The sequence below is a fragment of the Vreelandella arcis genome (assembly GCF_900103865.1).
GTDB classification, from domain to species: domain Bacteria; phylum Pseudomonadota; class Gammaproteobacteria; order Pseudomonadales; family Halomonadaceae; genus Vreelandella; species Vreelandella arcis.
Window position 1 is genome coordinate 18,794 of record NZ_FNII01000020.1, and the last position, 15,740, is coordinate 34,533.

The following is a 15,740-nucleotide window of genomic DNA, read 5'->3' on the forward strand; positions in this document are numbered from 1 at the left end:
AATACGATTAATCATAATAAAAAAATGATCCTCTGACCGTGAGAATGCATGAATCAACGAATCCAGCTGGCGTCGATAGACGATCAGCGTAACGCCGAAGCCCGAGAAGCGGTACGCCAGCGTATCTCGTGGCCAGCGAACTTAACGCCCGCCAATGTGACCTATCATAGCCATGGTCACGCGCTAGTGATTGGCTCGAGCGACACAGCCGAACAAGCAGCCCGCGCCCTTCAGGGCAGTGGGCTGGCTTCGCTTACGTTGCTTATTGCCAACACAGCGGACAACGCAGCGCATTCGCCAGAGGCTGCGTCGCAAGACGCGCCGCACCAAGGGCATGCTCAGCCGCTTGTCCGCCACGTGATGACCCCCGGCCAGTTAGAGGCATTACGTATCGACGGCCATTTAGGCGCGTTTGCCGTTCAGATAGATGATAACGACGCGCCGCTTAACTTGGCTCGAGCCTTTATTGACCGTGATCATTTTGATGTGGTGTTGGACTTAAGCGCCCGCCCGGTGCTGGCGCGTGAGTTGCCACCTCCAGGTTACGTTACTCTCGACTGGTTCGACGCTGATCGACGTCGCGACGGAATTGAAGCCGTCGCTGAACTGGTCGGCGAATTCGATAAGCCACGCTATTTCCAAGTTAACAGTGACCTCTGTGCGCATTCCTCAAGTGGCAACACCGGCTGCACACGCTGCCTGGATGTGTGCCCTGCCGATGCCATCAGCAGCCATCAAGGGCGCATCGAATCGCAAATCGAGATCGACCCCTATTTGTGCCAAGGCGTAGGTAGTTGCACCAGCGCGTGCCCTACCGGCGCGATCGAATTTCGCTTGCCTGATACACGCCGCCAACAAGACACACTCTCCAGTTGGCTCGCTGCCTACCGTGAGGCTGGCGGTCAAGCCCCCGTACTGCGGTTTATCACCCATGACTCGCAGGCCGCCGAGCAGGCGGCTGGCGTCGCGCCTGCCGGACATGTGATGGATATTCCTCTGGAAGAGTTGGGTGCTGCCGGACACGACCAGTGGTTAACCGCCCTGGCGAGTGGTGCAGCCGAAGTGCGTATCCAACAGCATCCAGATATGCCCCCCCGGCTCAGCACCTTTTTGGTCGACCAATTAGCCCAAGCGCAGGCACTGCTATCTGCGTTGGGACATGACCCAGCGCGCATTCAACTGCTGGGTGCCATGGATGAGCAAGCGCGTGATGCGCTGCCTATGCTAACGCCGTTAACCGATCAGCCGTTGACACTGACCGAGCCCGATAAGCGCGCCCGTCTGAATATCGTGCTGGCCCGATTGGGGAAGCTTGGTGCGCCCAGCGGCCAGCGCCACGCCATGCCACAAGGCGCGGCGTACGGGGGCATACAGGTCGATAGCGATGCCTGCACGCTGTGCCACGCCTGTGTTAGCAACTGCCCAACGCCTGCGCTTTCATCCGGCGGCAACACGCCTTCGCTGAACTTCCGCGAGGCGGATTGTGTGCAGTGCGGGCTTTGCGAGCAGGCTTGTCCCGAAGATGCCATTACGCTAATGCCGGGCTTCTTGGCTGCCGACGAGCGTGAAGCACGCCAGGTCTGTCATGAAGAAGCCCCCTTTGAGTGCATTGGCTGCGGTAAGCCGTTCGCCACGGCGAGTACAGTCGCCAATATTAAGGCCAAGTTGGCTGATCATCCCTATTTTGCGGGCGACGCCATGCTGCGCCTGGAGATGTGTGAGGATTGTCGGGTGAAAGACGTATGGAAAACCATGATTCGTGATCCCGACGCTCAGTTGAAGGTATAAGTCATGACGCAAACTGCCCCCACACTGAATGAAGCTGATGCATTACGCGTTGATATTTATCGGCTGATTGCCGCGCTACTGCGCGAAGCACCCACTGACGAATTGCTCGGCTGGTTGGCGTCGCTAGACATTGAACAAGATGGCAGCCGCTTGGCCGAGTGCTGGTTCGGGCTCAGTCAAGCCGCTGACGGAGCCGACTCTGCGCGCTTAAAAAGGGCGCATTTCGGCCACTTGGTGGGTGTTATTCAGGGCGATATCGTGCCGTATGCCTCTTGGTATCGTAACGGTGAGCTGATGGAGGCGGCGTTGGTGGCGCTACGTGGTGATCTTAAAGCGTTGGGTTTTGAACGCAACGAGCACACTAACGACCCCGAAGATCATCTTGCGGCACTGTGCGAAGTAATGTCGATGCTGATTGAAACAACTAGCTCCGACCAAGCGCACTTTTTTATGCAGCACCTTGCCCCTTGGGCAAGCGATTGTTTTAACGACTTAGGGCAAGTCGATACGGCTTTTTATGCAGCGCTAGGACAGTTGGGTAGTGCTTTCATGAACAGCGAAGAGGATCGCTTAGCGATAGAAGCGAACCATGCTCCGGTAAGAATTGTGGAACCTTGACGTGACGCGCTAACGCGTTGATTCACCGTCGGGTGAGTGCGCGGCAGCCATAGCATAAGATAAAACGGCCAAAGGCCATGGCAAGAGAGAGGAGAACACCATGCAAAAGTCACACAATCCTGAGCGCCGCCGGTTTATGAAAACCGTCGGGTTAGGGACAGCTGCCGCGGGCGCGGCCGCCGCAGTCGGCCATACCACCTTGGCGCAAGCCGACAGCGCCCCTGCCGACAGTGAAAAGCCTACAACGAACTATCGTGAGACCGACCACATCCGTGCTTTTTACGCGACGTTGCGTGACTGACGGCGGAATGCCAGGAGAATTGCCATGCGTTTAACTCGCAAAACAGACACTCCCAAAGCACCCGGCCTGGGTATTTCGCGCCGCCAGTTCATACAGCGTAGTGGTGCAGCAACGGGCGGTGTGGCCGCGCTAGGGTTTATGGGCGCACCCATGATGCGACGTGCCGAATCGGCGGATAAAACGCCGGTACTCGACTCCCCAGTAGAAACCAAACGTACAATCTGCTCTCACTGTTCTGTGGGCTGCGGCGTGTACGCCGAAGTGCAAGAAGGGATTTGGACCAAACAAGAGCCCGCTTTTGATCACCCGATCAACCGCGGTGCACACTGCGCCAAAGGCGCTTCGTTGCGTCAACACGGCCACTCCACGCGGCGTCTTAAATACCCGATGAAGCTTGTGGGCGGCGAATGGGAGCGCATGAGCTGGGAAGATGCCGTCAACGAGATTGGCGACAAGCTGCTTGAATTGCGCGAAGAGCACGGCCCGGACAGCGTCTACTGGCTGGGTTCGGCCAAGTTTAACAACGAGCAGGCGTACCTGATGCGCAAGCTTGCTTCCTTGTGGGGTACCAACAATACCGACCACCAGGCGCGTATTTGTCACTCCACGACAGTGGCCGGAGTTGCCAACACCTGGGGCTACGGGGCGATGACCAACTCGCTCAACGATACGCACAACAGCAAGGCAATATTGTTCATTGGGTCGAACCCGTCTGAGGCTCACCCGGTGGCAATGCAACACTTCCTGATTGCCAAAGAACGTAACAACTGCCAAATCATTGTTGCCGACCCGCGCTTTACTCGCACGGCAGCCAAGGCTAATAAGTTTGTACGGATTCGTCCGGGTTCCGACGTCGCCTACGTCTGGGGTCTTCTGTGGCACATCTTTGAAAATGGTTGGGAAGACAGCGAGTACATCAACCAGCGCGTGTACGGCATGGACGAGGTGCGCGAGGAAGTGGCGAACTTCCCACCCAGCGTGGTGGAAGAAATCACCGGCGTTAGCGAACAAGACATGTTCGACGTAGCCAAGACGCTATCGGAAAATCGTCCTGGCTGTGTGGTGTGGTGTATGGGCGGTACCCAGCACACCACGGGTAACAACAACACCCGCGCTTACTGCATCCTTGAGCTCGCGCTCGGCAACATTGGCGTTGCGGGCGGCGGGGCAAACATTCTACGTGGTCACGACAACGTCCAGGGGGCAACCGATCTAGGCTTGGGCTCCGATTCGCTACCCGGTTATTACGGTTTGTCCGAAGGCGCTTGGCAACACTGGGCACAGGTATGGGATGTCGACTACGAGTGGCTCAAAGGCCGCTATGACGACACCGAATATGCCGATGGTAAGCCCATGTACAGCGCCGGTATTACCGTGTCGCGTTGGGTCGACGGGGTGCTGGAAGAAGACGAAAACATCTCACAGCGGACGTCGCTCAAAGCCATGTTCTATTGGGGACACGCGGTGAACTCCCAGACCCGTGGCGTAGAAATGCAGCAGGCGATGAAAAAGCTTGAAATGATGGTCATCGTCGATCCGTACCCCACCGTGGCAGCGGTTATGCATGATCGTACGGATGGCGTCTATCTACTGCCTGCAGCGACCCAGTTTGAAACCACCGGCAGTGTAACGGCCACCAACCGTTCACTTCAGTGGCGCGATAAAGTCATTGAGCCCCTGTTCGAGTCTAAACCCGACCACGAAATCATGTATCTCTTTGCCCGTAAGCTAGGCTTTGGTAATGAGCTGGTGAAGAACTATCAGATGAACGGCGACGAGCCGCTGATCGACGATATTCTGCGGGAAATCAACAACGGCATGTGGACCGTCGGCTATACCGGGCAAAGCCCCGAGCGCCTCAAAGAACACCAGAAAAACTGGCATACCTTCAGCTTTGAAAACCTGCGCGCCGAAGGCGGACCCGCTGACGGTGATTACTATGGCCTGCCGTGGCCTTGCTGGGGAACGGCAGAGTTCAATCACCCAGGCTCGCCCAACCTTTACGATCCCAGCGTGCCGGTGATGGAAGGCGGTATGGGCTTCCGTGCCCGCTTTGGTATCGAGCGCGACGGCGTCAACCTACTAGCCGAAGGCTCCGCCCCGGTTAACGGTGATATCGACGACGGATATCCCGAGTTCAACGATCAGCTACTGAAAGATCTCGGTTGGTGGAACGACCTTACTGCCGAAGAGAAACAAGCGGCGGAAGGTAAAAACTGGAAAACCGATTTATCCGGCGGTATCCAGCGCGTGGCCATCGAGCACGGCTGTGCGCCTTACGGTAACGCCAAAGCGCGGGCGGTGGTGTGGACTTTCCCCGACCAAGTACCGAAACACCGTGAGCCGCTGTATTCAACACGCCGTGACCTGGTCGATAAGTACCCGACGTGGGACGACTTCAACTCGATTATGCGTCTGCCGACCATGTACAAGAGCGTGCAGGAAGCTGCTCCCGCAGTAGAAGACTATCCCATCATTCTAACCTCCGGGCGTTTGGTGGAATACGAAGGTGGTGGCGAAGAGACGCGTTCCATGTCGTGGCTGGCCGAACTACAACAAGAGATGTTCGTCGAGATCAACCCGGCCGATGCCAATGATCTAGGTATCAGCGATGGCGACGAGGTTTGGGTCGAAGGGGCCGAAGGCGGCCGCGTGAAAGTGAAGGCAATGGTCACACCGCGTGTAGGTCGCAAGGTCGCCTTTATGCCGTTCCACTTTGGTGGCATGTTCCAAGGCGAAAGCCTGGCAGGCATTTACCCTGAAGGCAGCGCTCCCTACGTGATTGGCGAAGCGGCCAATACCGCGACGACCTATGGCTACGACCCGGTGACACTGATGCAAGAAACCAAGTGCACCATCTGCCGTATCGAGCGTGCCTAAGGCCCGCCTAGACCTGACTAGCATGACGGTGCGGGAGGCATCCCGCACCGTGATAAGGAGAACACCATGGCTCAAATGAAATTTATGTGTGACGCCGAACGCTGCATCGAATGCAACGGCTGCGTCACCGCCTGTAAAAATGCCAATGATGTCGAGTGGGGCATACAGCGTCGGCGTGTTGTGACGCTGAATGACGGCGAATCCGATGAAATGTCGATTTCGGTCGCGTGTATGCACTGTGACGACGCCCCTTGTATGGCGGTGTGTCCTACCGACTGTTTCTACAAAACCGATGACGGCATCGTTCTGCACGATAAAGACCTGTGTATCGGCTGCGGTTATTGCCTATACGCCTGCCCATTTGGTGCGCCGCAGTTCCCGCAGCAGGACGCATTCGGCGAGCGCGGCAAAATGGACAAATGTACCTTCTGTGCCGGCGGCCCCGCCGAAACCAAAGAGGAAGAGTACGAGAAGTACGGAGCCAACCGCATCGCCGAAGGCAAGCTGCCGCTATGTGCGGAAATGTGCTCCACCAAGGCACTGCTGGCAGGTGACGCCCAGGACGTTGCCGATATTTTCCGTCAGCGCGTTGTGCATCGTGGTCATGAAGACGGTGCATGGTCTAACAACCCAAAGGCCAGTGCCGATAACCTAGCCTACGATGCTGCCCGTAAAGGGTAAGGAGGCTTTCCATGAACCAGTTGACTGCTCAGGCACCCGGTGGGGTGCCGCATCTGACCCATTGGCAAGGGGTGTGGCGCTGGCTACTGCTGGCCTTTGCATTGGTACTCAGTCTAGGGGTCGCCCAGGTAGTGCATGCCCAGGCCGATCCTGACCGTGAAATGAGCACGGGGGCGCCCGGCATTGATGCGGATCAGTGGCGGCAAGTGCGCAGTGGTGAGACCGGTGATAACTACCGTACTTCTCGCTATGAGAGCGACTACAATCTGATCAACTCAAGCGGTGAGACCTGGCGTCAATGGCGCAACCGTTGGGTGTCACCTTTCGGTTTGATCGTGATTGGCGGCATGATCGTCATTATCACGCTGTTTTACCTGATCGTAGGTCGCAAGGAACTGGAAGGCGAGCGAACGGGGCGTAAGCTATTTCGCTGGCCGTTGTTTCTGCGTGCCTTGCATTGGTCGGTCGCTTCGCTGTTTATCGTGTTGGCGCTTACCGGTCTCAACTTGCTGTTCGGCAAGTTCGTCTTCCGTGGCCTATTCGGCGATGCTTTTTGGGGGGGGATGATTTCTGCCTCTAAATTCCTGCATAACTATCTTGGACCGATCTTCGGTGTGCTGCTAATCGTGCTGTTGGTCTGCTTAATCAAAGACAACATACCTAAAAAGCATGACCTCGAGTGGTTTAAGAAAGGCGGCGGTATGGTTGGCAAAAAACACGTCGATGCCGGCTTTGCCAACGGCGGTGAAAAAGCCTGGTATTGGATTTTGGCCACAGTAGGGGTTCTGGTGGTGGCCAGCGGTTTCGTGCTTGATTTCCCCAACTTCGGCCAAGGCCGCGACACCATGCAGTGGGCGAATATCATCCACGCTGTTGGTGCCTTGGGGCTAACCGCCGTGTCTATCGGTCATATCTACATCGGCACCCTGGGAACGGAAGGTTCGTTGGAAGGCATGACCACCGGTTACGTTGATGAAACCTGGGCCAAAGAGCACCACAACCTGTGGTACGAAGAGGTCAAAGATCAAAGCGTTTCCGAACAGGAGCTGGTTGATCGGCGTGCGTCGAAAGGCGCTGGCGATTCGCCTGCCACGCGCTCTTCGTAAGGTGCGCTGGAATGTTGCAAAAGACACCGCCTGCGGGCGGTGTCTTTTGTTATGCTGCGTGCATCTCCACAGACAATCTGTTTTGACGAAAGGGGCACCGCGATGGATCAGTTTGACGACACCACCCGTACCGAGATCGAGGCCGCTGCGTTTCGCCGCCTGTTACAGCATCTCGACGACAACAAAGACGTGCAGAATATCGACCTGATGATTCTGGCCGACTTCTGCCGCAACTGTCTCTCCAAGTGGCTGGTCAGCGCAGCCGAAGCGCGGGACGAAAGCCTGAGCTATGAAGAGGCCCGCGAGTACGTATACGGCATGCCTTACAGTGAGTGGAAAGAACTCTATCAGCCGCCCGCGACACCAGAGCAGATGGCGGCCTGGGAAGCCCATCACGCGAAAAAGAAAGCTGCGAAGCAGGAGTAAAGGTGATGGAAGAGACAATGATTCCTTTATCGATAGCGGTGTTAACCGTGTCCGATACGCGCACCGATGAAACCGATCGCAGCGGCCAGGCACTGGTCGAGCGGCTGACCCAGGCCGGCCATCATCTGGTCGAAAAGCGTATCGTGCCGGACGACGTGTACACCATTCGCGCCGTGGTAGCTCAGTGGATTGCCGAAGCCAGCGTGCAGGTGGTGATTACCACCGGCGGCACCGGCTTTACCGGCCGCGACTCTACCCCGGAAGCCGTGGGCGTGCTGCTGGATAAACGCATTGAAGGCTTTGGCGAGCGTTTCCGGCAGCTAAGCGGCGACGAGATCGGCAGCTCCACGATTCAAAGCCGCTGCCTCGGTGGACTGGCCAATGCCACGGTGATCTTTTGCCTGCCAGGCTCGACCGGTGCCTGCCGCACCGGCTGGGATGGCATTTTGGCAGAGCAGCTCGACAGTCGCCACAAGCCGTGCAACTTCGCCAACCTGGTGATTCCCGAGCGTGGCCAGCATGGCTGATTTGCATACCATCGACGATGCACTGGCTGCGCTACTGGCCGATATCACCCCCACGGCGGCAGAACGGGTGGCGCTTAGTGACGCCGCCGGGCGTGTGCTGGCCGATTCCGTTACGGCTCAGCTTGATGTGCCGCCCTACACCAACAGCGCTATGGATGGCTATGCGCTGCGTGCGGCGGATGCCGGGCAGCGTCTAGATATCAGCCAGCGGATCGCGGCGGGCACGCCCGCCACACCGCTTGCTCCCGGCAGCTGCGCGCGCATTTTTACCGGCGGCGAAATTCCGCCAGGGGCCGATTGCGTGGTCATGCAGGAGCGCGTTGAGGTAGACGGCAATGTCGCGATCCTTCCAGGGGGTATTCCTGCGGGCGATAACGTGCGCCTCCAAGGGCGTGATGTGCGTCAGGGTGACGTGTTGTTAAACGCCGGTGAGCGTTTAGAAGCAGCGGCGCTTGGCCACTTAGCGGGGCAGGGTATCACCCACGTATTGGTGCGCTGTCGGCCACGCATCGCGCTGCTGTCTACCGGCGATGAGGTGATTGATCCGGGAACGCCACTCAAGCCCGGCCAGTTGTATAACTCCAACCGCCCGATGCTCACACGGTTGCTGGAAACTTTTGGCGCTGAGGTGGTCAGTCAGGTCAGCGTGCCCGACAACGCAGAACGCACTCAGGCGTTGCTAGCCCAAGCGGCAGAAGATGCCGATGTGGTGGTTAGCACCGGCGGGGTGAGTGTCGGCGAGGAAGACCACGTCAAAACTGCTCTCACGGCGCTTGGCGAACTATCTCTGTGGCGGCTGGCGATTCGGCCAGGCAAACCGCTGGCGTTGGGGCGCTTGCCTCGCCGGGGCGATGGTCAGGCGCGTTTTATCGGCCTGCCGGGTAATCCTGTTTCGGGGTTTGTCGGCGCGTGGCTGTTTTTACGCCCATTGATGGGGGAGTTGTTAGGCTGCCCCGAGCTAGCGTCGCTGCCTTGCATTACTGCGCGGGCGGGCTTTTCGACCTCCACCGGACCGCGTCAGCATTACATGCGGGTGAGTTTGGTGTTTGATGCCCAGGGTGCGGAGGCGAGGGCCTTCGACGACCAAAACTCTTCAGTGCTTTCGTCGTGCATTCAAGCTAATGCGCTTGCCGTGATTCCGCCACATAGTCAACTGGCCTCGGGGCAGCCAGTGCAGTGCTTATGGCTTGCGGGCTAACCGCCCGGGTATCTTTCCGCATTACCTCTACGCTTTACCCTGCCGCTGGTGTCTCGCTGACGCCAGCGTTTCCCATCTATTTATTCGGCATACCAGGCCATCGTTAATTTGCCTGCGATCGCTACAAATGTCTGATATTTAGAAAAAATAGTTAAAAAAACACACCATTAGCCATAAATGTTCGACTAAAGGCCAATAGTAGAATCGAGTCACCCCTCTACAATCCCTCGCCAATCGGTAAATTTACCTAAATTCACTGCGCTGGCGTTTCGTACTTCAAAGTACACAAGCATGCGCGACCGCCCCGAAGGATGTTCTTATGCATGCCCTCACCCTGGCGTCATTTCTATTCTTCACTTGTTTAGTGGCCTTCATCACCTGGCGTATTACGCGCCGGGACGATCACAGCAGTACCAGCGGTTATTTCCTGGCGGGGCGGACGCTCACGTTCCCGTTGATCGCCGGGTCGCTATTGATGACCAACCTGTCCACCGAACAAATGGTGGGCCTTAACGGCGCAGCGTTTAGCGATGGCTTAAGTGTGATGGCGTGGGAAGTTGTCGCGGTCATTGCCTTGGTGGCGCTGGCGCTGTTCTTCCTGCCGCGTTTCTTGAAAAGCGGTATCGCGACGTTGCCGCAAATGTTGCTGATCCGTTTTGATAAAGGCACTCAACTAATCGCCAACGTGATCTTCCTGATTGCCTATGCGGTGATTTTGCTGCCGATTATTCTGTACTCCGGCGCGGTGGGGCTACAGGGCATGCTCGACCTTCCCGCGCTGACCGGCATTAGCTCGCCGTCCACGCTGCTGTGGCTGACCGTGTGGGTGGTTGGCATTGTGGGCGCGATCTATGCGCTGTTCGGTGGTCTGCGCACGGTCGCGGTGTCCGACACGCTTAACGGCGTTGGCTTGCTGATTGGTGGTTTTGTGATCGTGTACTTCGGCCTGCAAGCCGTCAGCGACGGCAACGGTATTGCGGAAGGCTGGAATACGCTGAAAACCAGCAATCCTGACAAGCTAAATTCGATCGGCGGAGACGATCAGCAGGTGCCGTTCTTCACGCTGTTTACCGGCGTTTTCCTCATCAACCTGTTCTACTGGACGACCAATCAGCAAATTATTCAGCGCACCTTTGCGGCCAAAAACCTCGCAGAAGGCCAGAAGGGCGTGCTGCTGACCGGCTTCTTCAAACTACTGGGCCCGCTTTACCTGGTGCTGCCGGGGATCATTGCTTTTCACCTGTACGCCGATGACGGCATCCGTGCCGACGAAGCTTACGGCCACCTGGTGTTTAACGTGCTGCCGCCGTATCTCACCGGGTTCTTCGCAGCGGTGATGGTGGGCGCGATTCTATCGTCGTTTAACTCCGCACTGAACAGCACAACGACCATCTTCAGCTTGGGCATTTACAAGCAAGTGCTCAATAAAAACGCCAGCGAAGAGCAGGTCGTCAAGTCGGGCAAGGTGTTTGGTTGGGTCATGGCGATTATCACCATGATCATCGCGCCGCTACTGGCAGGGCAGGATAGTCTGTTTGGCTACTTGCAGAAGATGAACGCCATCTACTTTATTCCCATCCTGGCCGTTGTGCTGGTGGGGCTGCTGACCAAGCGTGTGCCGCCGATGGCCGCTAAAGTTGGTCTGGTGGGTGGCTGTTTGTTGATCGCCGCGGGCTATTTCGTGCCGCCGTTCAACAAGCTGCCGGCCGTCATGCACGAATTCCACTTTGTCGCGGCGGTGTTTGTGCTGTTGGTGGCAGTGATGTTGTTGATTGGCAAGCTGCGTCCGCGGGAGACCGACTGGGTTCAGGAACACTCCGGCGATGTTGACCTTACCCCATGGAAGGGCGCGGTGCCCACCGGTATCGTGCTAGTGGTGTTGGTGATTATTATGTACGCCTCGTTCGCCGGGTAAGCGCCTCACTATCATCCGGCTAGACGAAAACGCCCCGTACCTGTTTCCCAAGGGCGGGGCGTTTGTTTTAGGCGTTACGCTGACTGGTAGGTGTCCTGGAAGCGTTTGCGTAGCTCGTTTTTTTGCACCTTGCCCATGGTGTTGCGCGGCAGGGTATCGATAAAGAACACGCGTTTAGGCTGCTTGTACTTGGCCAGCCGACCCTGCAGATGGCCGAGTACCGTGGCCTCGTCGATGTTAGCACCCGGCTGGGGCACCACAGCGGCGGTCACGCCTTCGCCAAAGTCCGGATGGGGCAGGCCAATCACGGCGGACTCTGACACCCCCTCCAACTCGTCTATGACCTGCTCTATTTCCTTGGGATAGACGTTATACCCACCTGAGATGACCAGGTCTTTATCTCGCCCGACGATATGCACATAGCCCTGTTCGTCGACCATGGCGAGGTCGCCGGTAATGAAGAAACCATCTTCTAACAGCTCTTCGCGGGTTTTTTCCGGCATACGCCAATAGCCAATAAATACGTTGGGGCCGCGAATTTGCAGCATGCCAATTTCGCCGGGGGCAACCTCATCGCCGGTTTCCCGGTCGGTGATGCGCATTTCCACACCGGGTAAAGGTATCCCCACCGTGCCCGCACGCCGCGCGCCAGAATAGGGGTTGGAAAGGTTCATGTTAGTTTCGGTCATCCCGTAGCGTTCGAGAATGGCATGACCGGTTTTGGCCTCAAAAGCTTCGTGGGTCTCGGCGGTTAGCGGGGCCGAGCCTGAAACAAACAAACGCATATTGGCGGTGACGTCGGGGGTCATGCGGTCATCCTGCACCAGTCGAGTATAGAAGGTGGGCACACCCATCATCACACTGCCTTTGGGCAGCTCGTCAAAAATCACGTCGACATCAAACTTGGGCAAAAACAGCATGCTGGAGCCGGCCATCAGCGTCACGTTGCAGGCCACAAATAACCCGTGGGTGTGGAAAATCGGCAGCGCGTGGATGAGGCGGTCTTCAGCGCTAAAGTGCCAGGCCTTGACCAGGGTTTCGGCGTTGGACGCCAGATTCTGATGGGTCAGCATGGCCCCTTTGGAGCGCCCGGTGGTGCCCGAGGTATATAAAATTGCCGCCAGGTCAGATGGCTTAAGTTCGGCAATGCCATCATGCGGCGTTGCGCTGGTCGCTTCTTCCATTAAGCTGCCGTCGGCCGCGTCGCCCAGAGTGACGACCGCTGGGCAGCCGGTGTCGTCGGCAATTCGTCGAGCCTCATCGTCCACGGCGGGACGGCATACAAACAGCGCGGGTTCGGCGTCGGTCAGGAAATAACGAATTTCCTCGCCGGTATAACCGGTGTTGAGTGGTAAATAGACGCCGCCGATTCGCAGGCAGGCAAGGTACAGCAAAATCGCCTCGGGGCTTTTATCCACCTGAACCGCCACGCGGTCACCCCGGCGAACGCCCAGCGTGGTGAGTGCCCCGGCGAGGGCAGCGCTGTGCTTGAGCGCATCGGCGTAAGAATAGTGGCGGCCTTCGCGGGTAGTAATAAAATCGGCGTCCCCGCGCTGGTGCATTTGCGTGGCAAAGGTGGCAAACAGGTTATGGTTCATTTGGTGAGTTCTCCCTTGGCCAGCTTGCGCGCCCGTTTGGCGAAGTCGCGCACATCGCTTGAACAGGCCACAGTGCCCTTGGCGGTATAGTTTTCGTGATTGCGCTCAATGTAGTCGAGCACATAGAGGTAGTTGACCATCAGGCCGGCGGCCTGCTTGAGGCCTTTGTCGGAAATATCGCCAAGCCAGTTGATACGCTGAAGCTTGGCGCCGTTCCCCAAATGAAACCGGGCGACGGGGTTGAGCGGTAGGCCGTGGCGGTTTTTTTCATCGACCAGGTAGTGCGCGGCAAGTGGCTGGATGATGGCTTTGAGCCGCTCCTGGCGTTGCTTGTCGCGGTGCCACCCAGGTGTATCCAATTCGGCCAGGGCGTCACGGACGCTCGGGGGCCATTGGTCATTCTCGCGCTGCTCGGCGAGCCACTGGGCAAACCCCGGTACCGGCGAGAGCGTCACAAAGTACTTGAGCTGCGGCAGTTCCTGGGAAAGCTCCTGGACGACCTGCTTGATCAGGAAGTTACCGAACGATATGCCGCGTAGGCCGGTTTGGCAGTTGCTGATACCGAAGAAGGCGGCGCTGTCGGCGTCTTCCGGGTCTTCAATGCCGCCTTCTGCACCAGAGAGGATCGGTTGGATACGGCTTGGGAGGCCTTTATGCAGTGCCACTTCGACGAAAATTAGCGGCTCATCGCCGATTGCCGGGTGGAAAAAGGCAAAGCAGCGGCGATCACGTGCGTCCAATCGACGGCGTAAATCGTCCCAATCCTGAATTTCATGCACCGCTTCGTAGCGGATGATCTTCTCGAGAATCGACGCCGGGGTGTTCCAGTCGATGCGCTTGAGCATCAAAAAACCCCGGTTGAACCAGGAGCCGAACAGGTGCGCGAAGTCGTCATCGATCGGTGCGAGGTCGGGCTGCTCGCGCAGCAGGCCAAGCAGATCCTGACGCATATTGACCAGTTCGTAGGTGCCGTCGCTGGCGAAGTTGAGCCGCCGGAAAAGCTCCTGACGAAGCGGTTCGCAGGCTTCGAAAAGCGTCTGCAGGGAGCGGTTGTCCCGCGCCTCGCGGTAGGCCGCGTAGGCGCTGTCAATGTGCTCGGGCTCGGCGGCGAACTCTTCGGCGAGGCGTTTGAAAAAACGCTGTTTCTCGTCATCTGATAGGCGCCGGTAGATCGCCAGGGCGCGGCTGGCCAGGGCGATGCTGGAGGCTTCGCCGTCGCTCTCCAGTAACGCCTGGCAGGCCTTGACCAGGTGAGTGTGGTCTACCGCTGAGGCGACAGACTGGCGCCGCCGCAGCAGCGCATCGCGCTGGGTAATGTTGTTGAACAGTTCCTGTAGAAACGTCATGTTCATGGTAATCCTCCCTTTAGCCCATGATCAGGTTGGGCAGCCATAGCGCAATGCCCGGGAACAGGCACAGCAGCAGGATGGCGAGCACCATGCACAGCGCATACGGCAGGCTGCCCAGCAGGATGTCGCGCAGCGAGATATCCGGTGCAATGCCTTTGATGATGAACAGATTGAGCCCGACCGGTGGGGTGATGAGGCCAATTTCCAGATTGATGGTGAGAATCACCGCGAACCAGTAAGGATCGAAGTTCGCCGCCAGGATGATCGGCAGCAGGATCGGCGCGGTCATGACGATCACCGCCACCGGCGGCAGGAAAAAGCCGGCGACCAGCAGAAAGACATTGATGACGCCCATCAGTACCCAGCGGTTGACGTCCATATCGGCAATGGCGGCCGCCACGGTCTGGGTAATGAACATCGACGATAGCGCGTAGGCGAACACCTCGGCGCAGGCGATGACCAGCATGATCATCACGCTTTCGCGCAGGGAGTCGCGCATGATCAGCTTGATCGGCCCGATTTGCCACATGCGGTAGATCAGAATGGCCAGCATCAGACACAGAAAGGCGCCCACGCCCGCCGCTTCCGACGGTGTCGCGACCCCGCCGTACAGCGCTAACAGAATGCCTGCAACCACTCCGAGGAAGGGCAGTACACGCACCACGGCCTTCATGTTGCTGTCGACATTCTGCTGGACAGTGTTCTTGAGCTTTTCAGCAGAGACTGCCAGGGGGTTGGCGTAACCGCCTGCCAGCTTGCAGGCGATGATCGTCCAGATCATGAAAAGCCCCGCGAGCATAAAGCCCGGCACCACGCCAGCGATAAACAGACGGCCAATGGAGGTTTCGGTTGAAATACCGTAGATGATCATGGTCACGGAAGGCGGAATCAGTATCCCCAGCGTGCCGCCCGCCGCAATACAGCCAGCGGCGACGCCATCGGGGTAGCCCCGCGTGCGCATTTCAGGAATGCCCATTTTGCCGATGGCCGCGCAGGTGGCGGGGGAGGAGCCGGACAGTGCGGCAAAAATCGAGCAGGCGCCGATGTTGGATACCGCAAGCCCCGCCGGTAGCCGTCCCATCCACAAATCCAGCGAGCGATACAGATCGCGTCCGGTAGGCGAGGACGCCACGGCTGCGCCCATCAGAATGAACATGGGGATCGCCACAAAACCAAATTCGGCAATACGGTCAAAAAACGTTTCCCCGAAGTAAGTCAGTTCGGGAAGCCCTCGGTCGTAGAGCAGCGCCATCAGCGACACGCCGCCCAGGGCAAAGGCAATCGGCGTGCCGATGGCCATCAGCACGATCAGGCCCACGGCAACGATAATACCCAGCGTAATCGGATCCATGG

13 protein-coding genes are annotated in these 15,740 nt (G+C 57.9%); 10 read left to right on the top strand and 3 right to left on the bottom strand.

Annotated features, from left to right (window positions below):
- The first annotated feature begins 48 nt into the window (after nucleotides 1-48).
- The 10 genes from BLR97_RS17625 to BLR97_RS17670 all read left to right on the top strand — a co-directional run bounded on the left by BLR97_RS17625 (nucleotide 49) and on the right by BLR97_RS17670 (nucleotide 11,440).
- Nucleotides 49-1,788, top strand: coding sequence for a 4Fe-4S binding protein (locus BLR97_RS17625; RefSeq protein WP_089707938.1), 1,740 nt, complete (start codon nucleotides 49-51; stop codon nucleotides 1,786-1,788).
- 3 nt (nucleotides 1,789-1,791) lie between these two features.
- Nucleotides 1,792-2,406 (top strand): TorD/DmsD family molecular chaperone, encoded by a 615-nt coding sequence (locus tag BLR97_RS17630; protein WP_089707940.1) that lies wholly within the window; start codon nucleotides 1,792-1,794, stop codon nucleotides 2,404-2,406.
- A gap of 100 nt (nucleotides 2,407-2,506) precedes the next feature.
- On the top strand, nucleotides 2,507-2,707 hold the full coding sequence (locus BLR97_RS17635) for a twin-arginine translocation signal domain-containing protein (protein ID WP_089707942.1): 201 nt from the start codon (nucleotides 2,507-2,509) through the stop codon (nucleotides 2,705-2,707).
- Nucleotides 2,708-2,731: 24 nt separating this feature from the next.
- Nucleotides 2,732-5,587, top strand: coding sequence for a formate dehydrogenase subunit alpha (locus tag BLR97_RS17640; protein ID WP_089707944.1), 2,856 nt, complete (start codon nucleotides 2,732-2,734; stop codon nucleotides 5,585-5,587).
- Between the two features lie 66 nt (nucleotides 5,588-5,653).
- Complete coding sequence (gene fdh3B / locus BLR97_RS17645) at nucleotides 5,654-6,268, top strand: formate dehydrogenase FDH3 subunit beta (protein ID WP_089707946.1); 615 nt, start codon at nucleotides 5,654-5,656, stop codon at nucleotides 6,266-6,268.
- A gap of 11 nt (nucleotides 6,269-6,279) precedes the next feature.
- Nucleotides 6,280-7,374: a formate dehydrogenase subunit gamma gene (locus BLR97_RS17650; protein ID WP_089707948.1), complete on the top strand. Its 1,095-nt coding sequence runs from the start codon at nucleotides 6,280-6,282 to the stop codon at nucleotides 7,372-7,374.
- Between the two features lie 102 nt (nucleotides 7,375-7,476).
- Nucleotides 7,477-7,800 carry a DUF1244 domain-containing protein gene (locus BLR97_RS17655; protein ID WP_089707950.1) on the top strand — a complete coding sequence of 108 codons (324 nt, stop codon included), beginning with the start codon at nucleotides 7,477-7,479 and terminating at the stop codon, nucleotides 7,798-7,800.
- A 5-nt stretch (nucleotides 7,801-7,805) separates the two neighbouring features.
- Nucleotides 7,806-8,327 carry a molybdenum cofactor biosynthesis protein B gene (moaB, locus tag BLR97_RS17660; protein WP_089707952.1) on the top strand — a complete coding sequence of 174 codons (522 nt, stop codon included), beginning with the start codon at nucleotides 7,806-7,808 and terminating at the stop codon, nucleotides 8,325-8,327.
- Nucleotides 8,320-9,525 (top strand): molybdopterin molybdotransferase MoeA, encoded by a 1,206-nt coding sequence (locus tag BLR97_RS17665; RefSeq protein ID WP_089707954.1) that lies wholly within the window; start codon nucleotides 8,320-8,322, stop codon nucleotides 9,523-9,525. The genes moaB and BLR97_RS17665 overlap by 8 nt, the downstream gene beginning before the upstream one ends.
- Before the next feature lie 319 nt (nucleotides 9,526-9,844).
- Nucleotides 9,845-11,440: a solute:sodium symporter family transporter gene (locus BLR97_RS17670; RefSeq protein WP_089707956.1), complete on the top strand. Its 1,596-nt coding sequence runs from the start codon at nucleotides 9,845-9,847 to the stop codon at nucleotides 11,438-11,440.
- Between the two features lie 74 nt (nucleotides 11,441-11,514).
- On the opposite strand, the gene BLR97_RS17675 is transcribed toward BLR97_RS17670, so the two are convergent.
- The 3 genes from BLR97_RS17675 to BLR97_RS17685 are packed head-to-tail and all read right to left on the bottom strand — an operon-like array spanning nucleotide 11,515 to nucleotide 15,738.
- Nucleotides 11,515-13,038 (bottom strand): malonate--CoA ligase, encoded by a 1,524-nt coding sequence (locus BLR97_RS17675; protein ID WP_089707958.1) that lies wholly within the window; start codon nucleotides 13,036-13,038, stop codon nucleotides 11,515-11,517.
- Nucleotides 13,035-14,390, bottom strand: a complete 1,356-nt coding sequence (locus tag BLR97_RS17680) for a malonyl-CoA decarboxylase (protein ID WP_089707960.1) — start codon at nucleotides 14,388-14,390, stop codon at nucleotides 13,035-13,037. Before BLR97_RS17680 ends, BLR97_RS17675 begins: the two co-directional genes overlap by 4 nt.
- Before the next feature lie 13 nt (nucleotides 14,391-14,403).
- Entirely contained in the window at nucleotides 14,404-15,738 is a 1,335-nt protein-coding gene (locus tag BLR97_RS17685; protein ID WP_089707962.1) for a TRAP transporter large permease, read from the bottom strand.
- Nucleotides 15,739-15,740 lie beyond the last annotated feature (2 nt).